A 17,816-nucleotide genomic window follows, 5' to 3' on the forward strand; every position below is an offset into this window, starting at 1 on the left:
CGGATCAGGGCGCCGTCTTGATCGCCGCCCGCAGGGTCGTCGCGTTGGCGGCAGCCACGATCGGATCGTTCACCGTTGCCGTCACCAGCCGGATGTACTGCATGATCTTGGCGGATTCGACCGACTGCGCGTTCGAGATGTAGACGACGTCCTTGTTGCGGACCTGAAACTTGGTGGCCATGAAGTAGCCGCTGGGGTCGCGGAAGTTCACGTTGTAGATCACGGGCACGACCGGACCGGGGAAACGGCGCGTGTCGATACCGAGCTGCTCGGCGACCTCGCGGCTTTCACCGCGATAGAGGAAGACGGCGGCCGGATCGGCAGCCGAGTCGTTCAGACCGCCCGCCTTGGCGACGCCCTCGGCCAGCGAAATGCGCCAGGCATCGAAGTTGAACTGGCCCTGCGCACCCGACGCACCAAACGCGACGAAGGTCTGCGGCTCGCGGTAGACGTAAATGGTGTCGTTGGGCTGGATGTAGATGTTGTTGGTCGGCTCGTAGACGAGCTGCCCGAACGGGATCGTCGTGCGCCGTCCGCCGCGTTCCAGCATGACCCAGGTGTCGAAGCCCTGGCCCTTCGGACCGCCGGCGCGGGTGATGGCGTCCAGCATGCGCTCGCCGGCCGCATTGGCCGGGAAGCGCGACGGCGCGTTGACCTCACCGAGCACGCTGATCAGCGACGTCCGCTGCTCGACCAGCGTCACCACGGCCTGCGGTTCGATCGCGCGGTTCTTCAGCGACTCGACGATGGCCTGCTGGACTTCCGCCGGCGTCCGGCCCTTGGCGCGGATCGCACCCGCGTAAGGCACCGAGATGAAGCCGTTGTTGTCGACGTTCTGGTTCGGAATCGTGACGTAGTTGCCGGGCCGCACGCCGGCCTCGATCGGAATGAACAGGCCGCCGGCCGCGGCCTCGAAGATCGTGACGCTCACGACGTCGCCGATGCCGAAGCGGATTTCGGTGGGCGCCCGCTTGAATGCCTGCGTGGCGGAATCGGTCAGCCGCGGTGCATAGGAGGCAAGCACACGCTCGACCTCCGGATTGACCTTGATCAGGGCGTAAGGGAGGCTCTCTTCACTACCGGCTTCCGACGACCGGACGGCGTCCTGGTTGGGACCGCTGGCCGGCATGAGGGTGCAGGCCGCGGACAACGCGGCCACGGTTGCGACGACCCCCCAACGCATCAGCCCCAAAATGGACATCAAACCCCCAAAAACATGCTAGCGGTAACATGCCCTGCGGCAACTGAATAGATATCGCGGCCGCGAGGCGCCGCCCGAGTGTTATTAACAGACCAATCGTTGCAGAATCACCACAGCAGCCTTAACAGCTTGTTAGTGAAGACGAAATTCTTTCGGCGCGCGCATCGTCCGGGCTCAGCTCCCCGGTGGGGCGCGGCGGTTTGTGAAGCTCCCGCCGGGACGCCGCGAGCCTCCGCTGCGCCACCACCTCCGCGAGATTGTGGCAAAGCGCTCCCTTGGGTCGACCGGTTGCTGAAAATCGGTCCGATGAGAAGATGAACTGACGTGATCCTCACCCAAAGAGCGCTCCTTGTGCTCGCCTGCCTCGCGCCAGCGCTGCTGCTCGACCGCCTGGCCGGCTGGGGCTTCGTCGCGGCGGCCGCCGCGCTCGGCCTCGTCGCGCTGCTCAGCGCCAGCCGCTCGGCCCTGGGACGGGCATGGACCAGCTGCCGGCCGGCGCTTCCCGGCGCCGTCGTGCTGCTCGCCATTCCAGTGTTGCAGCTGCTGCCGTGGGCGCCATCGAGCCTGACCTCGCCGATCTGGGATCTGACCGCACAGGCGCTGCAGATCGACATCGGCCGCTCGATCAGTCTCGATCCGGCGGCGACCTTGGCAAGCCTGACGAAGATCGCCGCCCTGCTCGCCTTCACCGCGACGACTGCGCTTGTCGCTGCCGACAGGACCCAGGCCTCTCAGCTCTATCGGGCGGTCTGCCTCTCGGCCGCGCTGACGGTCGCACTGCTGATCGCGGGCGGCTGGCTTGGCCTGATCGCGGCCGACATCGGCTCCGCCTCGGAGTTCTCGGGCAGCCTCTGCATCATCATGGCCGCCGCGCTCGGAGCCGCCGCTCAGGGACGGGCCCAGGCGCGCTCCTCCGCTCCATCCATGCGGATCGATCTCCTCGTTGCGGGCGCGACGGCTTTGGCTGGCGTCGCAGCGCTGGCAATCCGTCCCAGCCCGGCGGGGCTGGTCACGACCATTGCCGGCGTCGCTATCTGCGTGGCGGCGACACGCCTGAGGCTGCCGCGGTTCGGCACCCGGACAGCGGCCGCGATCAGCCTGCTCATCACCGTGCTGGCGGGCACTGCGATCTTGGCGCCCGGCCGCGGCGCAGGCGCGGTTCTGGCTTCGGCCCCGCGGCCGGAGCGCACCATGCAGGCCGCGGACATGCCGCGGATGCTGGCCGACACGCTGCTGCTGGGAGCGGGAGACGGCAGCTTCGAGCGGCTTGCGGAGCTCTATGGGGGTGGTGGGGAGACGTCGAACGTGCCGACCGCGGCGCTCAGGATCTATGTGGAGGACGGGCCGGTCGGATGGCTTGCCTTGCTCGGAGGCGCAACGTTTCTCGCCCTGAAGCTGCTGGCCGGTGCGGCACGGCGCGGCCGCGATCGCCATTACGCGGCATCAGCCGCAGCCAGTGTACTGGTCGCGATCGTAGCAAGCGCCTGGACTGCCGGGCCGGCGCTCGCGGCCCCGCAGGTCGTAATGGCCATGGTGATCGGCATCGGTCTCGCGCAACGCCGGTCGGCAGAGGCTTGACCTCGCGCCGCCTTCAGGCGGCCGATCCCGCGACGCTCGACCAATAGCGCGGGTTGGACGGGGACTGCACCCGGACCCACCTGTAATTGGCCTTCGCCCACGGACGGACGTTGGCATTGAGATTGTCGACCACCAGATCGCCCGAGCGGGTGCGCACCACCAGCACCAGATGATGCTCGCCCCAGCTGGTCACGACCTCTGCCAGAAGCAGAGCCCTGGCCGGCCAGCCGCGCTGCAGCAGGGCGTGCCGCTTGGTGACCGCGTAGTCGTTGCAGTCACCGCGCGACGGGCCCACCAGCCACTCCTCGGCCACGACGCCGCGGGTGTTGCGGGTCGGGACGATGGAGCGGTTGACCTCGGCATTGACCTTCACGAGCTCGGCGTAGCGATCGGCCGTCAGCTCGACGCCGCCGCCGCGAAACACCATGCCGGTCGAGCGGCAATCCTGCGGATAGGTCATGCAGAACTTGATATGCGCCATCGGCGGCAGCGCCGGCGCGTCGAGTTTGATGCGCTCAAACTGATATTTCAGGTTCATCGGCAGGCCGACGATTGCGGCTTGCGCGGCCTGGCTGACGCCGAGCATAACGGCAAGCAGCACAACCGAGTAGAACTTGAACCTGGGTCCCATCGCACAACTCCACGCACTCATGCAGTAGAGTTAGCCGATACGAATTAGGACGCAGTTGGGCGCCACTGTGCAATTTGGCTCAAAACGCCAGCAGGGGCTTTACGCCGCATTAAATGCAAAGCAAGGCGCATCGAGACAGGGCGTATCCAGACACGCCGGACCGAGCCACGCGGACCTCACTGGTCCCGGGCCAAGGCCACCCGCCCGTCAGTGGCTCTGGTGCTCGAGGCTCACCACGCGCGGCGAGGACTGCTCCTCGATGCGGGCCTTCTCCAGCAAGAGATCGGTGACGATCTTGCGGAGCCGGCGGTTCTCGGCGGTCAGCTCGTCCAGCGTCCGGCGCATGTCGGCGACCGTCGCCGGGACCGATGGCATCGGCGGCTCGAGCGGAGCCTCGATCGCTGGCACCTGCCGCAGCTCGGGGGTGCGCGACCGCAGCTTGCGCCAGCGGTGCAGCGTCATGACGCTGACCCCGAGCACGTCGCAGATTTCCACCTGTGACTTGCCAGCCCTGACCATCTCGTCGGCCTGGGCGAGCTTTTGCATGATTTCCTGGTAGGAGTGCTTTTTCATTGACCCTGTCGTCGGCGGACGCCCATCATCTACAACCCATCAGGCCGACAGTTGACGCGTCACCGCCATAAGTTGCAAACGGTAATCTATCACACTCCAGCCTAAATAACCATTCCGTTAAGTTTTTGAACCGACCAATCCACGAGTACCGCGCACACTTCGCGTATTGGATAGTGCGACGTTGTGAACTCCGGACACCATTAACAACATAATGACCAACACCATCAGCAACCCGCTGATCCCGTTCGATCACCAGCGCTAACGAATGCGGCATCACGTCGCGATCGCCTAGAACTTGACCCTGCGCTTCTCGCCACCTGATTTTGCGTTGCACCAAGATCACTGGCTCCGTCCTTCAGCCGAACAGCTCACGGGGGGGCCCATGCTCGGACGCGATCCAATGCCGCCGCTCCTGCATGGTTGCTCGCCGACCCGCCCGTGCGGGGGAAATGACGCCTTGCCGAGAGTCTGATGGTCGACGTCCGGCGCGGTTTCGACGCCAGGGGCGACGAAATGACAGGCGGCCGGCAACCAATCGAAACTGCCGGCCGCCGCGTGGAGCGTACCGGCTGCGGAAGCATGGACTTTCCCAGCCGGGCGGTATCGGCCAGCAACATTTGCAAACAACATAACCATTCGTAACAACGTTCAATATCTCTGAAGGACACGCATCTGTGATCATCGGTAGCAATGAGGCATTCATAAGTCCGAAGAGTGCCACATTCGGGCGAAGCTCCTACGCGAATGAGCGCTACTTCACAGTGCGCAACATCACGGCGGGGCCGCCAGGAAACGCTATTCACAAACCCAGCCGATGCCGCGGACTTCCAGCCGGGCGACATCGTCGCCGCTCGATCGTCACACCGGGCGATGTACGGCGCGCCGTTGCGGCCGCGGCCGATCGCATCGTGCGGGAGGATGCGATCGATGACGGATGGCGCGGTCGGATGGTTAAGGCAACCCGAAGTTGACCGCTGCAATTCGCCGCCCGATGTCAGCGTGATCTCAAATCCCTTCGTCTAGCGTACATGGCGGAGGGTTTTCCGATGCTGAAACATTTGCTCACGACCATGGCCGCCGCAGGGCTCATCGCCGGCCTGTCGCCGGCTCATGCCGGCCTGCTCACCTCGCCGATCGGCCTGAAGCTCGCCATGGAAGCGTCCGGCGCGCTGACCAAGGCCGATCTCGCCGATCCTCAGGACGCGTGCATGCTGCGCGGTGGCAGCGGATTCTCCGGCCCGATCACGCTGGATCGGCTCGACGCCGAATAGAGCTATCGCGGTGGCGGCACCGGCTGCAGGATCAGCCGGCCATCGTCCAGGCGGCCGCGAAGCAGGAACAATCCCCGATCCGTCGCGACGACGTCCCCGGCCTGCAGCGTCTCATCGTTCAGGACGCGCTCGGTTGCGAGTTGCTCGGGAGGCGGTGCCGGAAGCGGTGGGTCCCGCGGCTGGCCGGCGGCTTCCCGCCGCGCCTGCTCGGCGCGCTCGCGCGCCTGCAGCACCTTCTGCTTCCAGGCCTCCCGCGAGAGATCGCTGTCCGGCGACAGCCGGTCCGGCGGCTCGGTCGTGTCGAGATCCTCAGCAGCGGCGGCGATCGGACATGCAAGCGAGAGCGCCAGCCACGCGGCCGGCAGCAGACCGCGCTTGCCGCCGCAGCAGCTCAGCCATCGAACAGCGCCGCCTCGGTGAAGGCGAGATCGCCGAGACCTGGCGGATTTGGTCCCTTCACATATTTTCGGCCGCGCTTGTCCGAGTACCATCCGATGAGCCCTTCCATCGGCGCGTTCGCGTCCAGCCGCATCAGCAAGCCGCCGCGCCGCACCAGGAACCCTCCGATGTTGCCAGCCATCCGCACCACATCATCGAGATCGCGGCAGTATAACAGACGATAGACCGGCAGCACGTTCTTCACGTGATGCTTCTGGAACACGAACGGATAAGCATTGTCCGCCTCGCGCGCGACGACGCTGAGGCAGCCCCAGCCCGCATGCTGCCGCAGCAGGTCGGCCTCGTAGCCGCTGAGCCCCGCGGCTTCACGTTCGGAGTACTCGCGGATCTTCACGCCGGCGCGCCGACGCGACAGCACGGGGGCGGCGTAGATCTGGCCCTTGCAGTAGACCCTGAAGCCCTGCGCCTCGACCTGTGGCCAGGTGTGCGGCGCAGGCGTGATGTTGAAGTAGGTCACCGTCTTGTCGCGCGTCGCCGCCCGGACGAGCATCGAGCTGAAGGCGCGAAATGCGGGCTCGACGTACCAGCTCGAGACGTTGGCCCTGATGATCGGCATGCCGCCGCGCTCGATCGCGGAGAACAGCAGCAGGATCACCCCGACCGGCGCGCCGCCATGGTCGAGACAATAGCCGAAGGCTGGGAAGCCTTCGGGCCTCGGCCGCGCCGCATGACGTGCGAGGCCGCGCAACCAATACGCTTCGCTGCGGAAGGCGAAGCCGCGCGTCAGCAGCGCCGCGACCGCCGACAGGTCCGCTGCGCCGATCTCGCGAATGCGCACGCCTGGGACCGCCTGCGTCGGCGTCCGCCCGTCGTTCGCGACCTCAGCCTTCCTGATCGGCTGCATTCCAGCGTCACCCGATGATTGGCCGGCGCGCGACGCCGGCTGGATCTGTTATGCTGCAATTATCGTAAAAAGGGTCGCTCCGCAGTGAGCCACGTCGCGCTGGCATTACCATCGGGTTAACGGAATGCGCGAGACGCGCTGGTGATGCTAACGCTTACCAATGAGCCGCTCGCACGCAGCCGCAACGCTCATGGCCTCGGCACGCGAAACATGTAGGTCTCATTGGCATTGAGCCCGTCGACGAAGAACCGCCCGGGCTTGGCGTCGATCCGGCGTTGCAATCCGTCCCAGCCCCAGACCTCGATGCTGCGGCCCCACGGCGGCAGTTCGATCTCGACGGCACGGCCGGGCCGGTCGGTCCAGCCGGCGATGTTCTGCCAGACGATCAAATCGGCGTCCGCGCCGCTTAGCGTATAGAGCGCGAGCTTCCGATCGATCGATGCGATCTTCATGTGCCCGGCGAGTTGCAGCACCGTCTTGAGCACGAGGCTGCGCGCCTCCGGCACCCACGGATCCTTGCCGCTGGCCATCGCGTAGGCCAGGCCGTCGACCTCAGGCGTATCGCCGAGATTCCATGGAAACGCGATCACGGACACCGGTGACCGTCCATCCTTGCCGACCACGGCGAGCTGATCCCAGATCGCGTTCAGGAACAATCTGGCGGCGACCTGCTCGTTCTCCCACGCGCCGGCGCGCGCGACGTTGAACTCGGTGGTGTAGAAGTTGACGTCGCGGCTCAGGCGCATCGCCTGCTTGATGCGATCGAAGCAGGTTTGCACCGAGAACTCGCGCCCCCTGGTCATCGGATACCATCGATCATTGTAGTACGTATGCAGATCGATGCCGTCGAGGCGGCCGTCCTCGAGCAGATCGGCGATCGCCGGCCCGTAGCCGCGCAGCGTCGCATCGCCGTGAGAATTGCAGGTGGCGAAGCCGCCCGGCACGACGCGCAGCGTCGCATCGACGCTGTGGACGCCGTCTGCGAGCCCTGCCAGCGCATCGTGATAGTCCTTGCGCGGGATCGACGCCTGCACGTCTGGCTCGTTGATCGCGGTGAAGATCGTCGCGCCCCAATCGGGCACGCCGTTTTCCTGGCCCCACTCGCCGCCCGGGCGGAACCGCTTCGCCATCGCCTGCCCCGCAGCGAACCAGTCCTGATAGGAGCCGATCGGCTGCGGCGGATTCAGGCTCTGATAGCTGCCTTCATATTCGAGCAGGATCAATGGCGTGATGCCGTTCCGGTGCGCCTCCAGCATGGCCGCGTCGAAATCATGCGGCGTCGGCACCCGCGCCAGCGTGCGCCAGCCGTAGGAATCCATCCGGCCCATCCGGGCCCCGACGCCATGAAGCGCCTGGTAGAGCTGACCGCTCTTGCCAGCCAGATGCGTGACCAGATTACCGCCGCCGATGCGATCGCGCAGCGCCGAACGAGCTCCTGTCACATCATCGGCAACGCCAGGCGTTGCAGAGCCAAACATTAACAACGCTATGCTAATGACCAGCAGATTGGAACGAAGTCGCAATGTCTGATCCGTAGATTTTCGTGATGAGTTTTGAGATCGTTCAGGTCGTTCAAGAATTAAGCAATGCTGGCGGCGTTGAAACCGTCGCCATCGAGCTGGCGCGCGTTTTCGGTCGGAATGGTTTATCGAACGTCGTCCTGGCGAGCGCGGTCGCCGACAATCTCGAACAGTCAATCAGGGTGGAGCGGGTCGCGCCTTGGCTCGCGCGGATTCCGACCCGCGGCGTGCTCCGTCATCTCGGCCGCGCCATCGTCGTGCCGCTGTTCACGCTCGCTGCGACGCGCGCGCTCGCGCGCCATCCCGGCGCCGTCGTCATCAGCCATGGCGACAGCCTGCAAGGTGACATGCTGATCGTCCATGCGGTCAACGCGCAGAGCCTTGCCGAGAAGCGGGCCGCCGGAACCTGGCGCTGGCTGTTCAATCCCATGCATCTGTGGGTCAGCCTGCGCGACCGCTTCATGATCGGCGGCCTGCGCTATCGCGCTTTCGTCGCCGTGTCGGAGCGCGTGACGGCGGAGCTGCAGCGCATCTATCACGTGCCGCCGTCGCGCATCCACGTCATCTCGAACGGCATCGACCTGCATCGGTTCTGCCGCGACGAGAGTGCCGGCAAGGCGGTGCGCGACGAGTTCGGCATTCCGCAGCACGCGCGCGTGCTGCTGTTCGTCGGCCACGAGTTCAGCCGCAAGGGATTGGCGCACGCCATCGGCGCGCTCGATCGGCTCGGCGATGACGTCTGGCTGCTGGTGGTGGGCTCCGACAATCCCGCGCCCTACCGCAAGCTGGCGCATAACGCCCAGGACCGCCTGGTCTTCGCGGGGGCGCGTTCGGACATGCCGGCGTTCTACGCCGCGGCAGACGGCTTCGTTCTGCCAACGAGCTACGAGACCTTCTCGCTGGTCTGCATGGAGGCGATGGCCTGCGCGGTGCCGGTGTTCGCCACGCCGGTCGGCGGCATCGAGGACTATCTTCACGACGGCATCAACGGCTTCCGCATCGACATGGATGCGGAGGACATCGCGAGCAAGATCGCGGCCGCCTTCGCCAATCCTGCGCTGATGCAGCGTCTCCGGGACGGCGCGCGGGCGACGGCGCAGAGCTATGGCTGGGACCAGGTCGGGCAGAAATACATCGAGCTGATCAGGCAGATCGATGCGGCCAAGCGCGCGACGCCACGGCCGGCCCTGCCGCTATCCGCCCAGGCCTGACGATCAGCTCGCCTGCAGCGGCTGCGTGCGGCTGCCGCGGGATGCGGAACGGGACTGCTCGGCGGCCCGGCACGCGGTTTCGATGGCACCCGCGACAGCCTCGTAGGTGAAACGCCGAAGCACGTTGGCGCGTGCGGCCTGCGATCGCGCCGTCAAGGCAGAACGATCCGCGCCGAGTTCGTTGAGCAGCTGTCGCAGGCGGTCGGGATCCTGCTCCGGCACGATCCAGCCGCCCTCGCCGACGACATCCGGAATAGCGCCGCAGGTCGAGCCGATCACCGGAATGCCGCAGGCCTGCGCCTCGATGATCACGCGCCCGAACTGCTCGCGCACCGCGCCCGTGGTCCGCGTCAGCAGCACCAGCGCATCCAGGCTGCGCAAGAACGCGGCCACGGCCGCCGGGGCGTCCCAGCCACGGATATCAACGCGGCCATGAAGGCCGAGCTCATCCGCTCGTCGGCGCAGATGTGCCTCGTGCGGCCCCTCGCCCATGACGCTCAGTGTCACCGCTGCGTCGCTGCGCGCGAGCGCCTCCAGCGCATCGTCAAGCCCTTTCTCGACCACGAGCCGGCCGACATAGCCGAGCCGGAGCGGTGCATCCGCGCTCGGCGTCGACGGCGCATCGGTGGGCGTGAAGGTCGCGAGGTCGACGCCATAGCCGATCGGCGTCACCGGCCCCGCGTAGCCGCGCGCACGCACGACCTCGGTGGCATCGGGGCTGCGCGACAGGACATGATCGGTCCGGGCAAGAACGAATTTGCGGATCGCCTCGAACGGCGGCGGCAGCCGCTTCAAGATGTTCTGGTCGACCTCCAGCACCAGCGCGGCGCGGCCGCGCAAAAGCTGTGCCTGCAGCGCCACGACGCTCCACGGCTCCTCCCAGAGATGGATGACGTCGGGATCGAGCTCGCGCAGCAGGCGTCGAAGCGCCGGATAGAAGTGCAGGTACCACTTCATCGGCCCCGCATCCGGCAACCGGATCGGCAGGCGATGGATCGGGAAGCCGTCGTCGGCCTGGGCGGCCTTGATGGTGCGGCCGAACTCCTTCCAGACCTCGGGCATCACCAGGTGCAGATCGACGTCCGGCCGGGACGCGAGATAGCGATAGCGCAGCCGGCCGGCCTCGCTGCTGGTCGCAGGATGCGCAATCGAGACGATCCGCAAGCGCCGGCTAGACACGGCCCATCATCCTGGCTGCGGTCCCGCTGAGACCGGTCAAGTGCAGCTCCATCGCAGCCAGGCTGCGATGGGCGCCATTCATGGTGTTGCGCGGAATCGAGAACGGATCCTGGCCGGCGTGGACGAGACCCTTGCGCGTGGTCGCGGCGCTGGTAAATCCCGCCTGCCGCGCCAGCGCGAAATCGCGCGGGCCGCAATCCGCTGCGCGGCCGTAGGGGAAGGCGAAGTGCTTGACGTCGATGCCGAGCCGCGCGTCCAGGCGCAGCCGCGCGTCGGCCAGTTCCTTCAGCGCGCCCTCGGGCGACAACGACGAGATGCGCGCATGCGAGACCGTGTGCGCGCCGATCTCCACCAGCGGGTCGCGCACGAGCGCATCGAGCATGTCCCAGGAGATCGCGTGCTTCCAATGCATCGCCTCGATGTCGATCTCGTTGGCAGCGCAGAAGGCGGCATAGCGACCGCCGGCCTGCGGCCCGTCCCAACGCGCCGCGACCTCCGCAAACACCGCGCGACGCTGCTCGGGGCTCGACAGCGAGAACTGTTCGCTGTCGAGCCAGACATGATCCCGGTTCAGCAGCGCATCTTCCAGTCCGGCGGCCCACAGCGGCAAGGTGCCGTCGGGAATGCCCGTGGTCACGAACAGCGTCACCGGCACGTTGTGGCGGCGGAACACCGGCACCAGCAGTTCGAACGTATCGCGATAGCAATCGTCGATCGAGAAGTTCACATAGCGGCCGACCGGTTCGTCGCTCGCAGCGCGGCGCAGCGCCTCCTCGATCGTGACGACATCCCAGCCCTGCGCGAGAACGTGGCCGAGGAACCGATCGAGGAAATCAGCGTCGACATAGAAGTCGCGATTCGGCAGGCGTTCCCACTGCTCCGCAGGCGCGGTGCGGTGGAAGGTCAGGCAGCAACCGCGCGGACCGAGCACGCGATCGGCGGCCTTGGCCAGCGGAAGGACGAATGCGCTCGAGGCCGTCATGGCCTTGGCTGCGGCGAGGGCCAATAGGGTCAACTCAGCTCTCCCTTCATCTTGAACGTGCGACGGAGGTGCCGGAACGCTGTGCCCACCATGGTCGGCAGCAGGATGCCGATAGCGAGCGACAGGCAGGCCAGATACGCGACACCGCCGGCGAACAGGCGCGGCAACAGGCCCGGCACGGCGTTCTGGATCATCATGCCGAGCACCGCCATCAGCGCGGTCGGCAACATCGCGAGGCCGATCACGAGCAGCAGCTTGCGCGCATCGCCGAGCACGAATACGACGCCGAGCAGCAGCACCAGGCTGCGGATCGCCTCGCCCACTCCGAGCAGCTGCATGCCGGCGGCCGGCGACGGATCGAACAGCGGCAGCAGCAGGTTGAAGCCCATATTGGCCAGATAGGCCGAGACGATGATCAGCGCCGCAACGCCGTTGCGGCCGGCGCCGTTGAGCAGGCGGATCAGGATCCAGCCGAGCGTCGCCGCCCAGACGCCACAGGCGATGCCCTTCAGGGCATGCGAGGTCAGGAGCAGCGCCTCGTCGCCGAAGGCGCCGCGGAAGTAGATCAGGCGCACGATCTCGGTCGAGAACACCAGCAGGAAGGCGGACGCCGGCAAGGTCAGCGCCAGCAGCGGCCGCAGCAGCGCCTCGGTCTGCGCGCGCGGATCGCTCGGCGCGTGCTGCGACAGCACGGCCATGCCGAGCGGCTGGCTGATCAGGAGCAGCGCGCTTTCCGTCAGCGACCGCGCGTAGTCCAGCGAGGCGACGGCGCCCGTGGTCAGCCGTGACGCGGTGAGGCGCTCGATCCAGACATTGCCCTGCTCAGCGAGCGGCAAGGCCAGCAGCACCCGCAGCCGGCGAAAGAACTCGATGCCCTTGTCGACCACCATGCCGAGGGTGAGACCCGAGAAGCTCAGCAGCCGCTCGCGCCACAGCGAGAACAGGCCCCACGCCGCGAGGCCGTTGAACGCGACGGTGAAGGCGCAGGCGAGCATATAGGCGTCGCCGGTCAGCACCAGCAGCCCGATGCCGCCGATCACGGCGACGTTGAGCAGGCTGGCGCGGATGTTGGTCAGACGCGTGCGGCCGAGCGCGATCTCGCCAGCGGCCAGCACGTTGAGCACGGCGGAGGCCGGCATGGCGAGCGACATCATGCGCACGAAATGCAGCGTCAGCACGCGCCCCTCATCCGAGAAGCCGCCGACGACAGCGTTCACCCAGATCTCGCCGAGCAGCAGGATCACGGCCATGACCACCGTCGACACCGCGCCGATCACGATCGTCAGCGCGCCCAGGCTGCGCGCCGCATCGGTCCGTTGCAGCGCCTCGCGATGCATCGGGATCATGATCGCCGGCACGCTTTCGTTCTGCAGGAAGGCGAGCGGGATCAGCACCGCAGCCATCGCGGCGCGGAAACCGTCCGCAATCAGCGTGGCGCCGAGCACATGGGCCATCAGCACCTCGCGCGCAAAGCCGAGCAGCTTGCTCGCCAGCGCGCCGCTGATCAGCAGCGCACTGAAGCGCTTCAACGAGGGGCTGGAGGCGCTCACGTCGCCTCCTCCCAGGTCGCCGCCGGCACCAGAAGGGCCGCTGACATCCAGAACAGGAAGCCGTTCTCGCCCGACGTGATGTTGGCGAGCGGCAGCTGAACCAGAGCGCCGAGCGCCAGCGCGCCGACGATCACGGCCTCCGCCGACCGGTCGGACCAGGCCGAGGCCAGCGCATTGCCGATCGCCCAGAGCAACCCGGCCAGGCAGAACCCGCCGACGACGATACCCATGATCAGCCAGCAGGCGATGATCATGCCATCGACCGGCATCGCGCCGGCGGCGCCGACATCGGTGATGGTGAAGCCGGTGCCGAACAGCGAGCTGTCCGGCAGATTCCACAGCGTCACGAATTCCTGCAGCCGTTCCTGCGCGCTGCCGTCCTTGGTACCCTCGCTCAGGGAGGAGAGACGATCGGCGACCACATCACCGAACGGCGTCAAGGTTGCGGCCAGCACCACGGCAACGGCGAGGCCGACCAGGATCAGGCCGGCACGGCGCCGCGTCTGCGAGAACAGCAGGCAGAACAGGAGGCCGACCGCGAGCGATATCCACGCCGTGCGATACATCGACAGCAGGAATCCCAGTCCCGCAGGCAGAGCCAGCAGCAGCGCCGGCCAGGAGCGGCGGCCGAAGGCGATGAGCAGGAGGCCAGCCGCAGTGAAGGTCGCATAGACGGCCGGCGCATTCATCGTGCTGAACGAACGCACGCCATAGGGAACGGGCTGGCCGATCGAGATGATCGGCGCGAACTCCATCCAGTAGCGATCCCAATCCGGCGGATCGATATATTGGTAGATCGCGTACAGGCCGGTGATTGGAAGGATGACGACGAAGGCCGAGGTGGCTGCGTCGATCAGTTCGCGCCGGTCGGCGCTCAGCATCAGCACGGCGGCATAGAGCAGCGGCGCCAGCCATTTCAACGGACCCGACGCGGCATTGGTCCAGTCCGCCTGCGCCAACGAGAGCAAGCCGGCATAGACGACGCTGGCCGCGACGATGCCGAGCGGCCACAGCCACCGCGCAGGGACCTGCCGCTCCGCGAGCAGTTTCGGCAAAGACAGCACCGGTGCGAGAATTGCGAACAGCGGCCCGATCAGCATCAGGCCGAGCTGATCGTAACCGGCCGAGAGATCGACGATGCGGCGCACGAACGGGGCGAAGCTGAACAGGATCAAAGAGGCCTGCAGATGCACCGCCGGCCCCTGCCGCCACGCGTACCAGCCGGCGCCGCCGCAGCCGAGCACGAACAGCGCACGCGAAGCGCCGCCGAGGAGGCTCGCGGCCGCGGCCGTTCCGACCAGCACGAGGATCGCAGCGGCCCAGCCGGGGACCTGCCAGTCCCGCTCGGCCGTGGCCGATGTGAGGATCGTGCTCACACCGCGGCTCCCGGACGCACGTTGCGGATCAGGAGCCCGATCGAGTCGAGCATGCGCCCAAGGCTGTAGTGGGTGCGAGCCCGGCGCGAGGCGTAGTCCAGCTGCGGCTTGAGGATCTCGGGCTCCGCCAGCACGGCGTCGAGAGCTTCCGCCAAAGCGCGCGCATCGCCGGGCGGCACCAGCATGCCGGCGCGGCCATGCTCGAGAATGTCGGGCGCGGCGCCCGCGTCGGTCGCGATCACCGGCACGCCGGCCAGCATCGCTTCCACCAGGGTGCGGCCGAACGGCTCCGGATCGATCGACGGGTGCACCATCGCATCGACCGCCTGCATCAGCAGCGGCACGTCGCCGCGATGACCGAGGAAGTGCACGCGGTCGCCGAGGCCGAGTTCGCCGACCTGCTTCCTGAGTTCGGCCGCGTAGTCCTGCTCACCGAACAGCGCATCGCCGACGATGATGCAATGCGCGCCCGGCAGCTTGGCGAGCGCCTCGATCAGGACGTGCTGGCCCTTCCAATGCGCGAGCCGGCTGAACACGCCGACCAGCGGTCCCGGCGGCAGGCCGAGCCGCTGCCTCAGTTCCTGCCGCGACATCGGTAGCGGCTCCACGGCAAGGCCATTGGGCACGACCTCGACCAGGGCGCGGCGGCCACCGGCCGCGATGAAGGCAGCGGCCGCCGCCTCGGACGGCACGATGACTTTCGCGGCGAAGCGATTGGCCAGACCGACCTGCAGGCGCCGCTGCAGCGCGCCGAAATGCGCCGGGCTGATGATGTCGTGCAGATGCCAGATCAGCGGCTTGCGCGCGACGATATTGGCGATGGCCGACAGCACAAACGCCTTCTGCGAGTTGGCATAGACGACGTCGTGCCTTCGCGCGACATGCGCAAGCTCGGCAGTGATCGCGGCCAACCCGCCGGCCAGCGGCAACGCCTTGAGCCATGAGCTGTCGCGTCGGAACCGCGACAGGCCGATCCCCCAGCGCGAGGTGCTCACGGACAGCCCGCGGTCGGACAGCGCCTTGGCCAGCGGCCCCTGTTCGAACAGGAACGCCGTCGACTCGCTGCGGCCCTGCACGACATCCATGAGGATCAGCTCGGCGCCGCCGATCTGTCCGGTATGGTCAACGAACAGGACCCGCTCGCGCGACATCATCCAGCCTCGGCATAGGCGGCAGCCGATGTCGGCTGCGGCGACAGGCGCCGCTCCGGCTCGGTCATCGTCACGACGATGCCGACGTCACCGGCGCCCAGCGCACGGCTGCGGTTGACGGTCGAAACGGCGGGCTCGATCAGCGAGCGGTCGCTGCGCACACAGACGATGGCCCAATCGATGCCGGCTAGAAAATCATCTCTCGCCGGCAGCGGCGTATCCACCAGGATGACGTCGTAGTCATCGAGGCCGGACAACAGTGTATCGAGATTGATGGCTTCCAGGATGTCGCCGACCGGACCGGTGGCGGCGCCGATCGGCAGCACGTCGAGATGCGGATGCTCGGTCGCGAAGATCTCTTCGTGCAGTGGTGTGCCGTGCTCGAGCGCGCGCAGCCAGCCGCTGCCCTGCGCCAACGTCATCACCTGGGCGAAGGCGGGATGGGCGAGATCGCACTCGACGAGCAACACGCGCGACCCAGCCGCAGCGAGATGCTCCGCCAGCGCGCAAATAGTGGTCGTCTTGCCATCTCCCGTGTCAGGCGAGGTGACGACGATGCGCTGCGGACGCGCCGACTGATCCAATCCGAGTTCGTGAACCAGATCGTGCAGCGAGTGCTGGAACTCGGCATCCTCGGATGCCAGGCGCAGGACGTGGGGGATGGCGAGGGGCTGATAGCCCTGCAGAATGGCGCCGACCGCCGACATCTGCCGCAGCGTCTTCAAGCGCGGCAGGCAGGCCAGGATCGAGACGTCGGCGACACTGGGGAGATGCGATTTCGGCGTCGGCGGCGAGGGCGGCGTGACGGGTGCGAATGCCGGTGCGGCCCTTATTGGCAGATCGGGAACGCTCGCCGGCACATCGTCGATCTCCGGCGCGACGACATCACGACTCGCCGACTCGGTCACGACCGCCTCCGTCACGACCGGCGCGGCCTCGGCGGCCGGCCTGAAGCGCGCGAACTGATCGGCGAGCAGCGCGGCGGCGACGCCGAAGATCATCGCAAGCGTCAGGCCCGCGGCGAGGAACGGGATCTTCTTCGGGAAGAACGGCCTGCTCGGCAGCTCGGCGAGACTGACGAGACGGGTGCTGCCGCGCAGGACGCGGCGCTCGGTCTCGAGCTCGCTCGCCTTCTTGTAGAGCTCGGCATATTGCTGGCGCTTGATCTCGGTGTCGCGCACCATGCTCTCGATCGAGGCTTCATCCAGCGTGGCCGAACCGGCCTCCGCCTTGGCGACGTCCATCTGCTTCTTGAGCGAGTTGACCAGCGCAGTGTTGGCATCGAACGTTTTCTGCGCGCTGGCTGCGATGGTCTGCATCTCGTCGACCAGCCGCTGCTGGATCGTCGCCTGCTCGCGCGTCAGCGCCAGGATCGAGGGATGCTTCGGTCCGAGCACGCCGGCGGCATTGGCGAGCTGCGCGCTCACGGTGGTCAGCTGCTGCTTGAGGTCGGCGATGGTCCGGCTCTGCAGCACGGACGGCGCGTCGGTCGGGCCACGCTCCTGCTCGGACTTGATCTCCTGTAGCCGCGCCGCCGCCTCGGCACGCGCGGCCTCGGCCTGCGACAGCTGCTGGCCGATGCTGGTCAGCCGCTCCGACGAGATCGGCGCATTGGCACCGCGCATCAGGCCCTTGGTGCGGCGGAACTTCTGGATCTTGTCGTCGGCTTCGCGCAGTTGCTGGTCGAGCTGCTTCAGCTCCTGCCAGAGCCAGGAGGTCGCGACCTCGCGGCTGTTGGCGCCTTCGGTGCGCTGATCCTCGAGAAAGGTCTGCGTCAGCGCGTTGGCGAGCTTTTGCGCAACCTCGGGACTGCCGGACTGATAGGAAATGTTGATGACGCGCGAGCGGCCGGCCGAGGCGATGCTGAAGCGGCTGTCGACGTGGTCGATGAACGCCCCGACGTCGGTCTTGAGGCGCTGGCAGGCCTCGGCCGAGCCCAGCAGCCGACCACGCTCGCATTCGCCGACCACGGCATCGACCACGCCGGGCACCGACATGATCTGGCGCAGCAGGCGCGGCGAACGGATCACCAGCAACTGGCTTTCCATGTCGGCGGGATCGCCGATCTTCTGCGCCCACGCCGCCGACGTATTGGCGCCGGGCTCCTGCTCGGCAATGATCACGGACGCGGTGGCGAGATAGCGCACCGGCAGCAGCACCAGCGCTGCCACCGCGACAGCGAGAACCGCGCCCGCGACGAGCGCGAACACGCCGCGGCGGCGCCAGATCCGGGCGACGGCATCAAAGCCGGACAAGGCCTCCGAGAGCGTCGCCTGCCTCATGATCTGCA

General features: G+C 67.1%; 15 protein-coding genes. 3 read left to right on the top strand and 12 right to left on the bottom strand.

The window, feature by feature from the left end; translation table 11 throughout:
- Positions 1-4: 4 nt before the first annotated feature.
- Positions 5-1,201, bottom strand: a complete 1,197-nt coding sequence (locus tag ACQR1I_RS20480; protein ID WP_434866353.1) for a polysaccharide biosynthesis/export family protein — start codon at positions 1,199-1,201, stop codon at positions 5-7.
- 324 nt (positions 1,202-1,525) lie between these two features.
- Here ACQR1I_RS20480 and ACQR1I_RS20485 point away from each other — a divergent pair, with 324 nt between their 5' ends.
- Complete coding sequence (locus tag ACQR1I_RS20485; RefSeq protein ID WP_434866354.1) at positions 1,526-2,779, top strand: hypothetical protein; 1,254 nt, start codon at positions 1,526-1,528, stop codon at positions 2,777-2,779.
- Between the two features lie 13 nt (positions 2,780-2,792).
- Here the strand turns inward: ACQR1I_RS20485 and ACQR1I_RS20490 are convergent, their stop codons facing one another.
- Together ACQR1I_RS20490 and ACQR1I_RS20495 are read right to left on the bottom strand one after the other, a co-directional pair.
- A complete protein-coding gene (locus ACQR1I_RS20490; protein ID WP_434866355.1) occupies positions 2,793-3,410 on the bottom strand; it encodes a transglutaminase-like cysteine peptidase in 618 nt (205 codons plus the stop codon).
- Between the two features lie 207 nt (positions 3,411-3,617).
- Positions 3,618-3,983, bottom strand: a complete 366-nt coding sequence (locus ACQR1I_RS20495; RefSeq protein WP_434866356.1) for a helix-turn-helix domain-containing protein — start codon at positions 3,981-3,983, stop codon at positions 3,618-3,620.
- Positions 3,984-5,029: 1,046 nt separating this feature from the next.
- On the opposite strand from ACQR1I_RS20495, the gene ACQR1I_RS20500 reads away from it, so the two are divergent.
- Positions 5,030-5,254, top strand: a complete 225-nt coding sequence (locus ACQR1I_RS20500; protein WP_434866357.1) for a hypothetical protein — start codon at positions 5,030-5,032, stop codon at positions 5,252-5,254.
- A gap of 2 nt (positions 5,255-5,256) precedes the next feature.
- Here the strand turns inward: ACQR1I_RS20500 and ACQR1I_RS20505 are convergent, their stop codons facing one another.
- The 3 genes from ACQR1I_RS20505 to ACQR1I_RS20515 all read right to left on the bottom strand — a co-directional run bounded on the left by ACQR1I_RS20505 (position 5,257) and on the right by ACQR1I_RS20515 (position 8,035).
- The gene (locus ACQR1I_RS20505) at positions 5,257-5,487 is read right to left on the bottom strand and encodes a hypothetical protein (protein WP_434866358.1); all 231 of its coding nucleotides are present in this window, start codon (positions 5,485-5,487) and stop codon (positions 5,257-5,259) included.
- 158 nt (positions 5,488-5,645) lie between these two features.
- The gene (locus ACQR1I_RS20510) at positions 5,646-6,557 is read right to left on the bottom strand and encodes an acyl-CoA acyltransferase (RefSeq protein WP_434866359.1); all 912 of its coding nucleotides are present in this window, start codon (positions 6,555-6,557) and stop codon (positions 5,646-5,648) included.
- A gap of 188 nt (positions 6,558-6,745) precedes the next feature.
- Positions 6,746-8,035, bottom strand: coding sequence for a hypothetical protein (locus tag ACQR1I_RS20515; protein WP_434866360.1), 1,290 nt, complete (start codon positions 8,033-8,035; stop codon positions 6,746-6,748).
- Between the two features lie 68 nt (positions 8,036-8,103).
- On the opposite strand from ACQR1I_RS20515, the gene ACQR1I_RS20520 reads away from it, so the two are divergent.
- Positions 8,104-9,288 carry a glycosyltransferase family 4 protein gene (locus ACQR1I_RS20520; protein ID WP_434866361.1) on the top strand — a complete coding sequence of 395 codons (1,185 nt, stop codon included), beginning with the start codon at positions 8,104-8,106 and terminating at the stop codon, positions 9,286-9,288.
- Between the two features lie 3 nt (positions 9,289-9,291).
- Here the strand turns inward: ACQR1I_RS20520 and ACQR1I_RS20525 are convergent, their stop codons facing one another.
- Genes ACQR1I_RS20525 through ACQR1I_RS20550 form a run of 6 tightly spaced genes read right to left on the bottom strand, consistent with a single transcriptional unit; the run spans position 9,292 to position 17,808 of the window.
- On the bottom strand, positions 9,292-10,467 hold the full coding sequence (locus ACQR1I_RS20525) for a glycosyltransferase (RefSeq protein WP_434866362.1): 1,176 nt from the start codon (positions 10,465-10,467) through the stop codon (positions 9,292-9,294).
- A complete protein-coding gene (locus ACQR1I_RS20530; RefSeq protein ID WP_434866363.1) occupies positions 10,460-11,482 on the bottom strand; it encodes a polysaccharide deacetylase family protein in 1,023 nt (340 codons plus the stop codon). The genes ACQR1I_RS20525 and ACQR1I_RS20530 overlap by 8 nt, the downstream gene beginning before the upstream one ends.
- Positions 11,479-12,999 (bottom strand): lipid II flippase MurJ, encoded by a 1,521-nt coding sequence (locus ACQR1I_RS20535; RefSeq protein WP_434866364.1) that lies wholly within the window; start codon positions 12,997-12,999, stop codon positions 11,479-11,481. Before ACQR1I_RS20535 ends, ACQR1I_RS20530 begins: the two co-directional genes overlap by 4 nt.
- Complete coding sequence (locus tag ACQR1I_RS20540) at positions 12,996-14,375, bottom strand: O-antigen ligase family protein (protein WP_434866365.1); 1,380 nt, start codon at positions 14,373-14,375, stop codon at positions 12,996-12,998. Before ACQR1I_RS20540 ends, ACQR1I_RS20535 begins: the two co-directional genes overlap by 4 nt.
- The gene (locus ACQR1I_RS20545) at positions 14,372-15,529 is read right to left on the bottom strand and encodes a glycosyltransferase family 4 protein (protein ID WP_434866366.1); all 1,158 of its coding nucleotides are present in this window, start codon (positions 15,527-15,529) and stop codon (positions 14,372-14,374) included. Before ACQR1I_RS20545 ends, ACQR1I_RS20540 begins: the two co-directional genes overlap by 4 nt.
- Positions 15,526-17,808 (bottom strand): exopolysaccharide transport family protein, encoded by a 2,283-nt coding sequence (locus tag ACQR1I_RS20550; RefSeq protein WP_434866367.1) that lies wholly within the window; start codon positions 17,806-17,808, stop codon positions 15,526-15,528. Before ACQR1I_RS20550 ends, ACQR1I_RS20545 begins: the two co-directional genes overlap by 4 nt.
- Positions 17,809-17,816: the final 8 nt, after the last annotated feature.

It is taken from the genome of Bradyrhizobium sp. HKCCYLS2038 (genome assembly GCF_051167655.1).
Taxonomy (GTDB): Bacteria; Pseudomonadota; Alphaproteobacteria; order Rhizobiales; family Xanthobacteraceae; genus Bradyrhizobium.

What these genes read in the sequence shown, in the direction of transcription:
- ACQR1I_RS20515 (WP_434866360.1), bottom strand. Translation starts at nt 8,035, where the DNA reads ATGTTTGGCTCTGCAACGCCTGGCGTTGCCGATGATGTGACAGGAGCT.
- ACQR1I_RS20545 (WP_434866366.1), bottom strand. Translation starts at nt 15,529, where the DNA reads ATGATGTCGCGCGAGCGGGTCCTGTTCGTTGACCATACCGGACAGATC.
- ACQR1I_RS20490 (WP_434866355.1), bottom strand. Translation starts at nt 3,410, where the DNA reads ATGGGACCCAGGTTCAAGTTCTACTCGGTTGTGCTGCTTGCCGTTATG.
- ACQR1I_RS20495 (WP_434866356.1), bottom strand. Translation starts at nt 3,983, where the DNA reads ATGAAAAAGCACTCCTACCAGGAAATCATGCAAAAGCTCGCCCAGGCC.
- ACQR1I_RS20550 (WP_434866367.1), bottom strand. Translation starts at nt 17,808, where the DNA reads ATGAGGCAGGCGACGCTCTCGGAGGCCTTGTCCGGCTTTGATGCCGTC.
- ACQR1I_RS20500 (WP_434866357.1), top strand. Translation starts at nt 5,030, where the DNA reads ATGCTGAAACATTTGCTCACGACCATGGCCGCCGCAGGGCTCATCGCC.
- ACQR1I_RS20480 (WP_434866353.1), bottom strand. Translation starts at nt 1,201, where the DNA reads ATGTCCATTTTGGGGCTGATGCGTTGGGGGGTCGTCGCAACCGTGGCC.
- ACQR1I_RS20520 (WP_434866361.1), top strand. Translation starts at nt 8,104, where the DNA reads ATGAGTTTTGAGATCGTTCAGGTCGTTCAAGAATTAAGCAATGCTGGC.
- ACQR1I_RS20510 (WP_434866359.1), bottom strand. Translation starts at nt 6,557, where the DNA reads ATGCAGCCGATCAGGAAGGCTGAGGTCGCGAACGACGGGCGGACGCCG.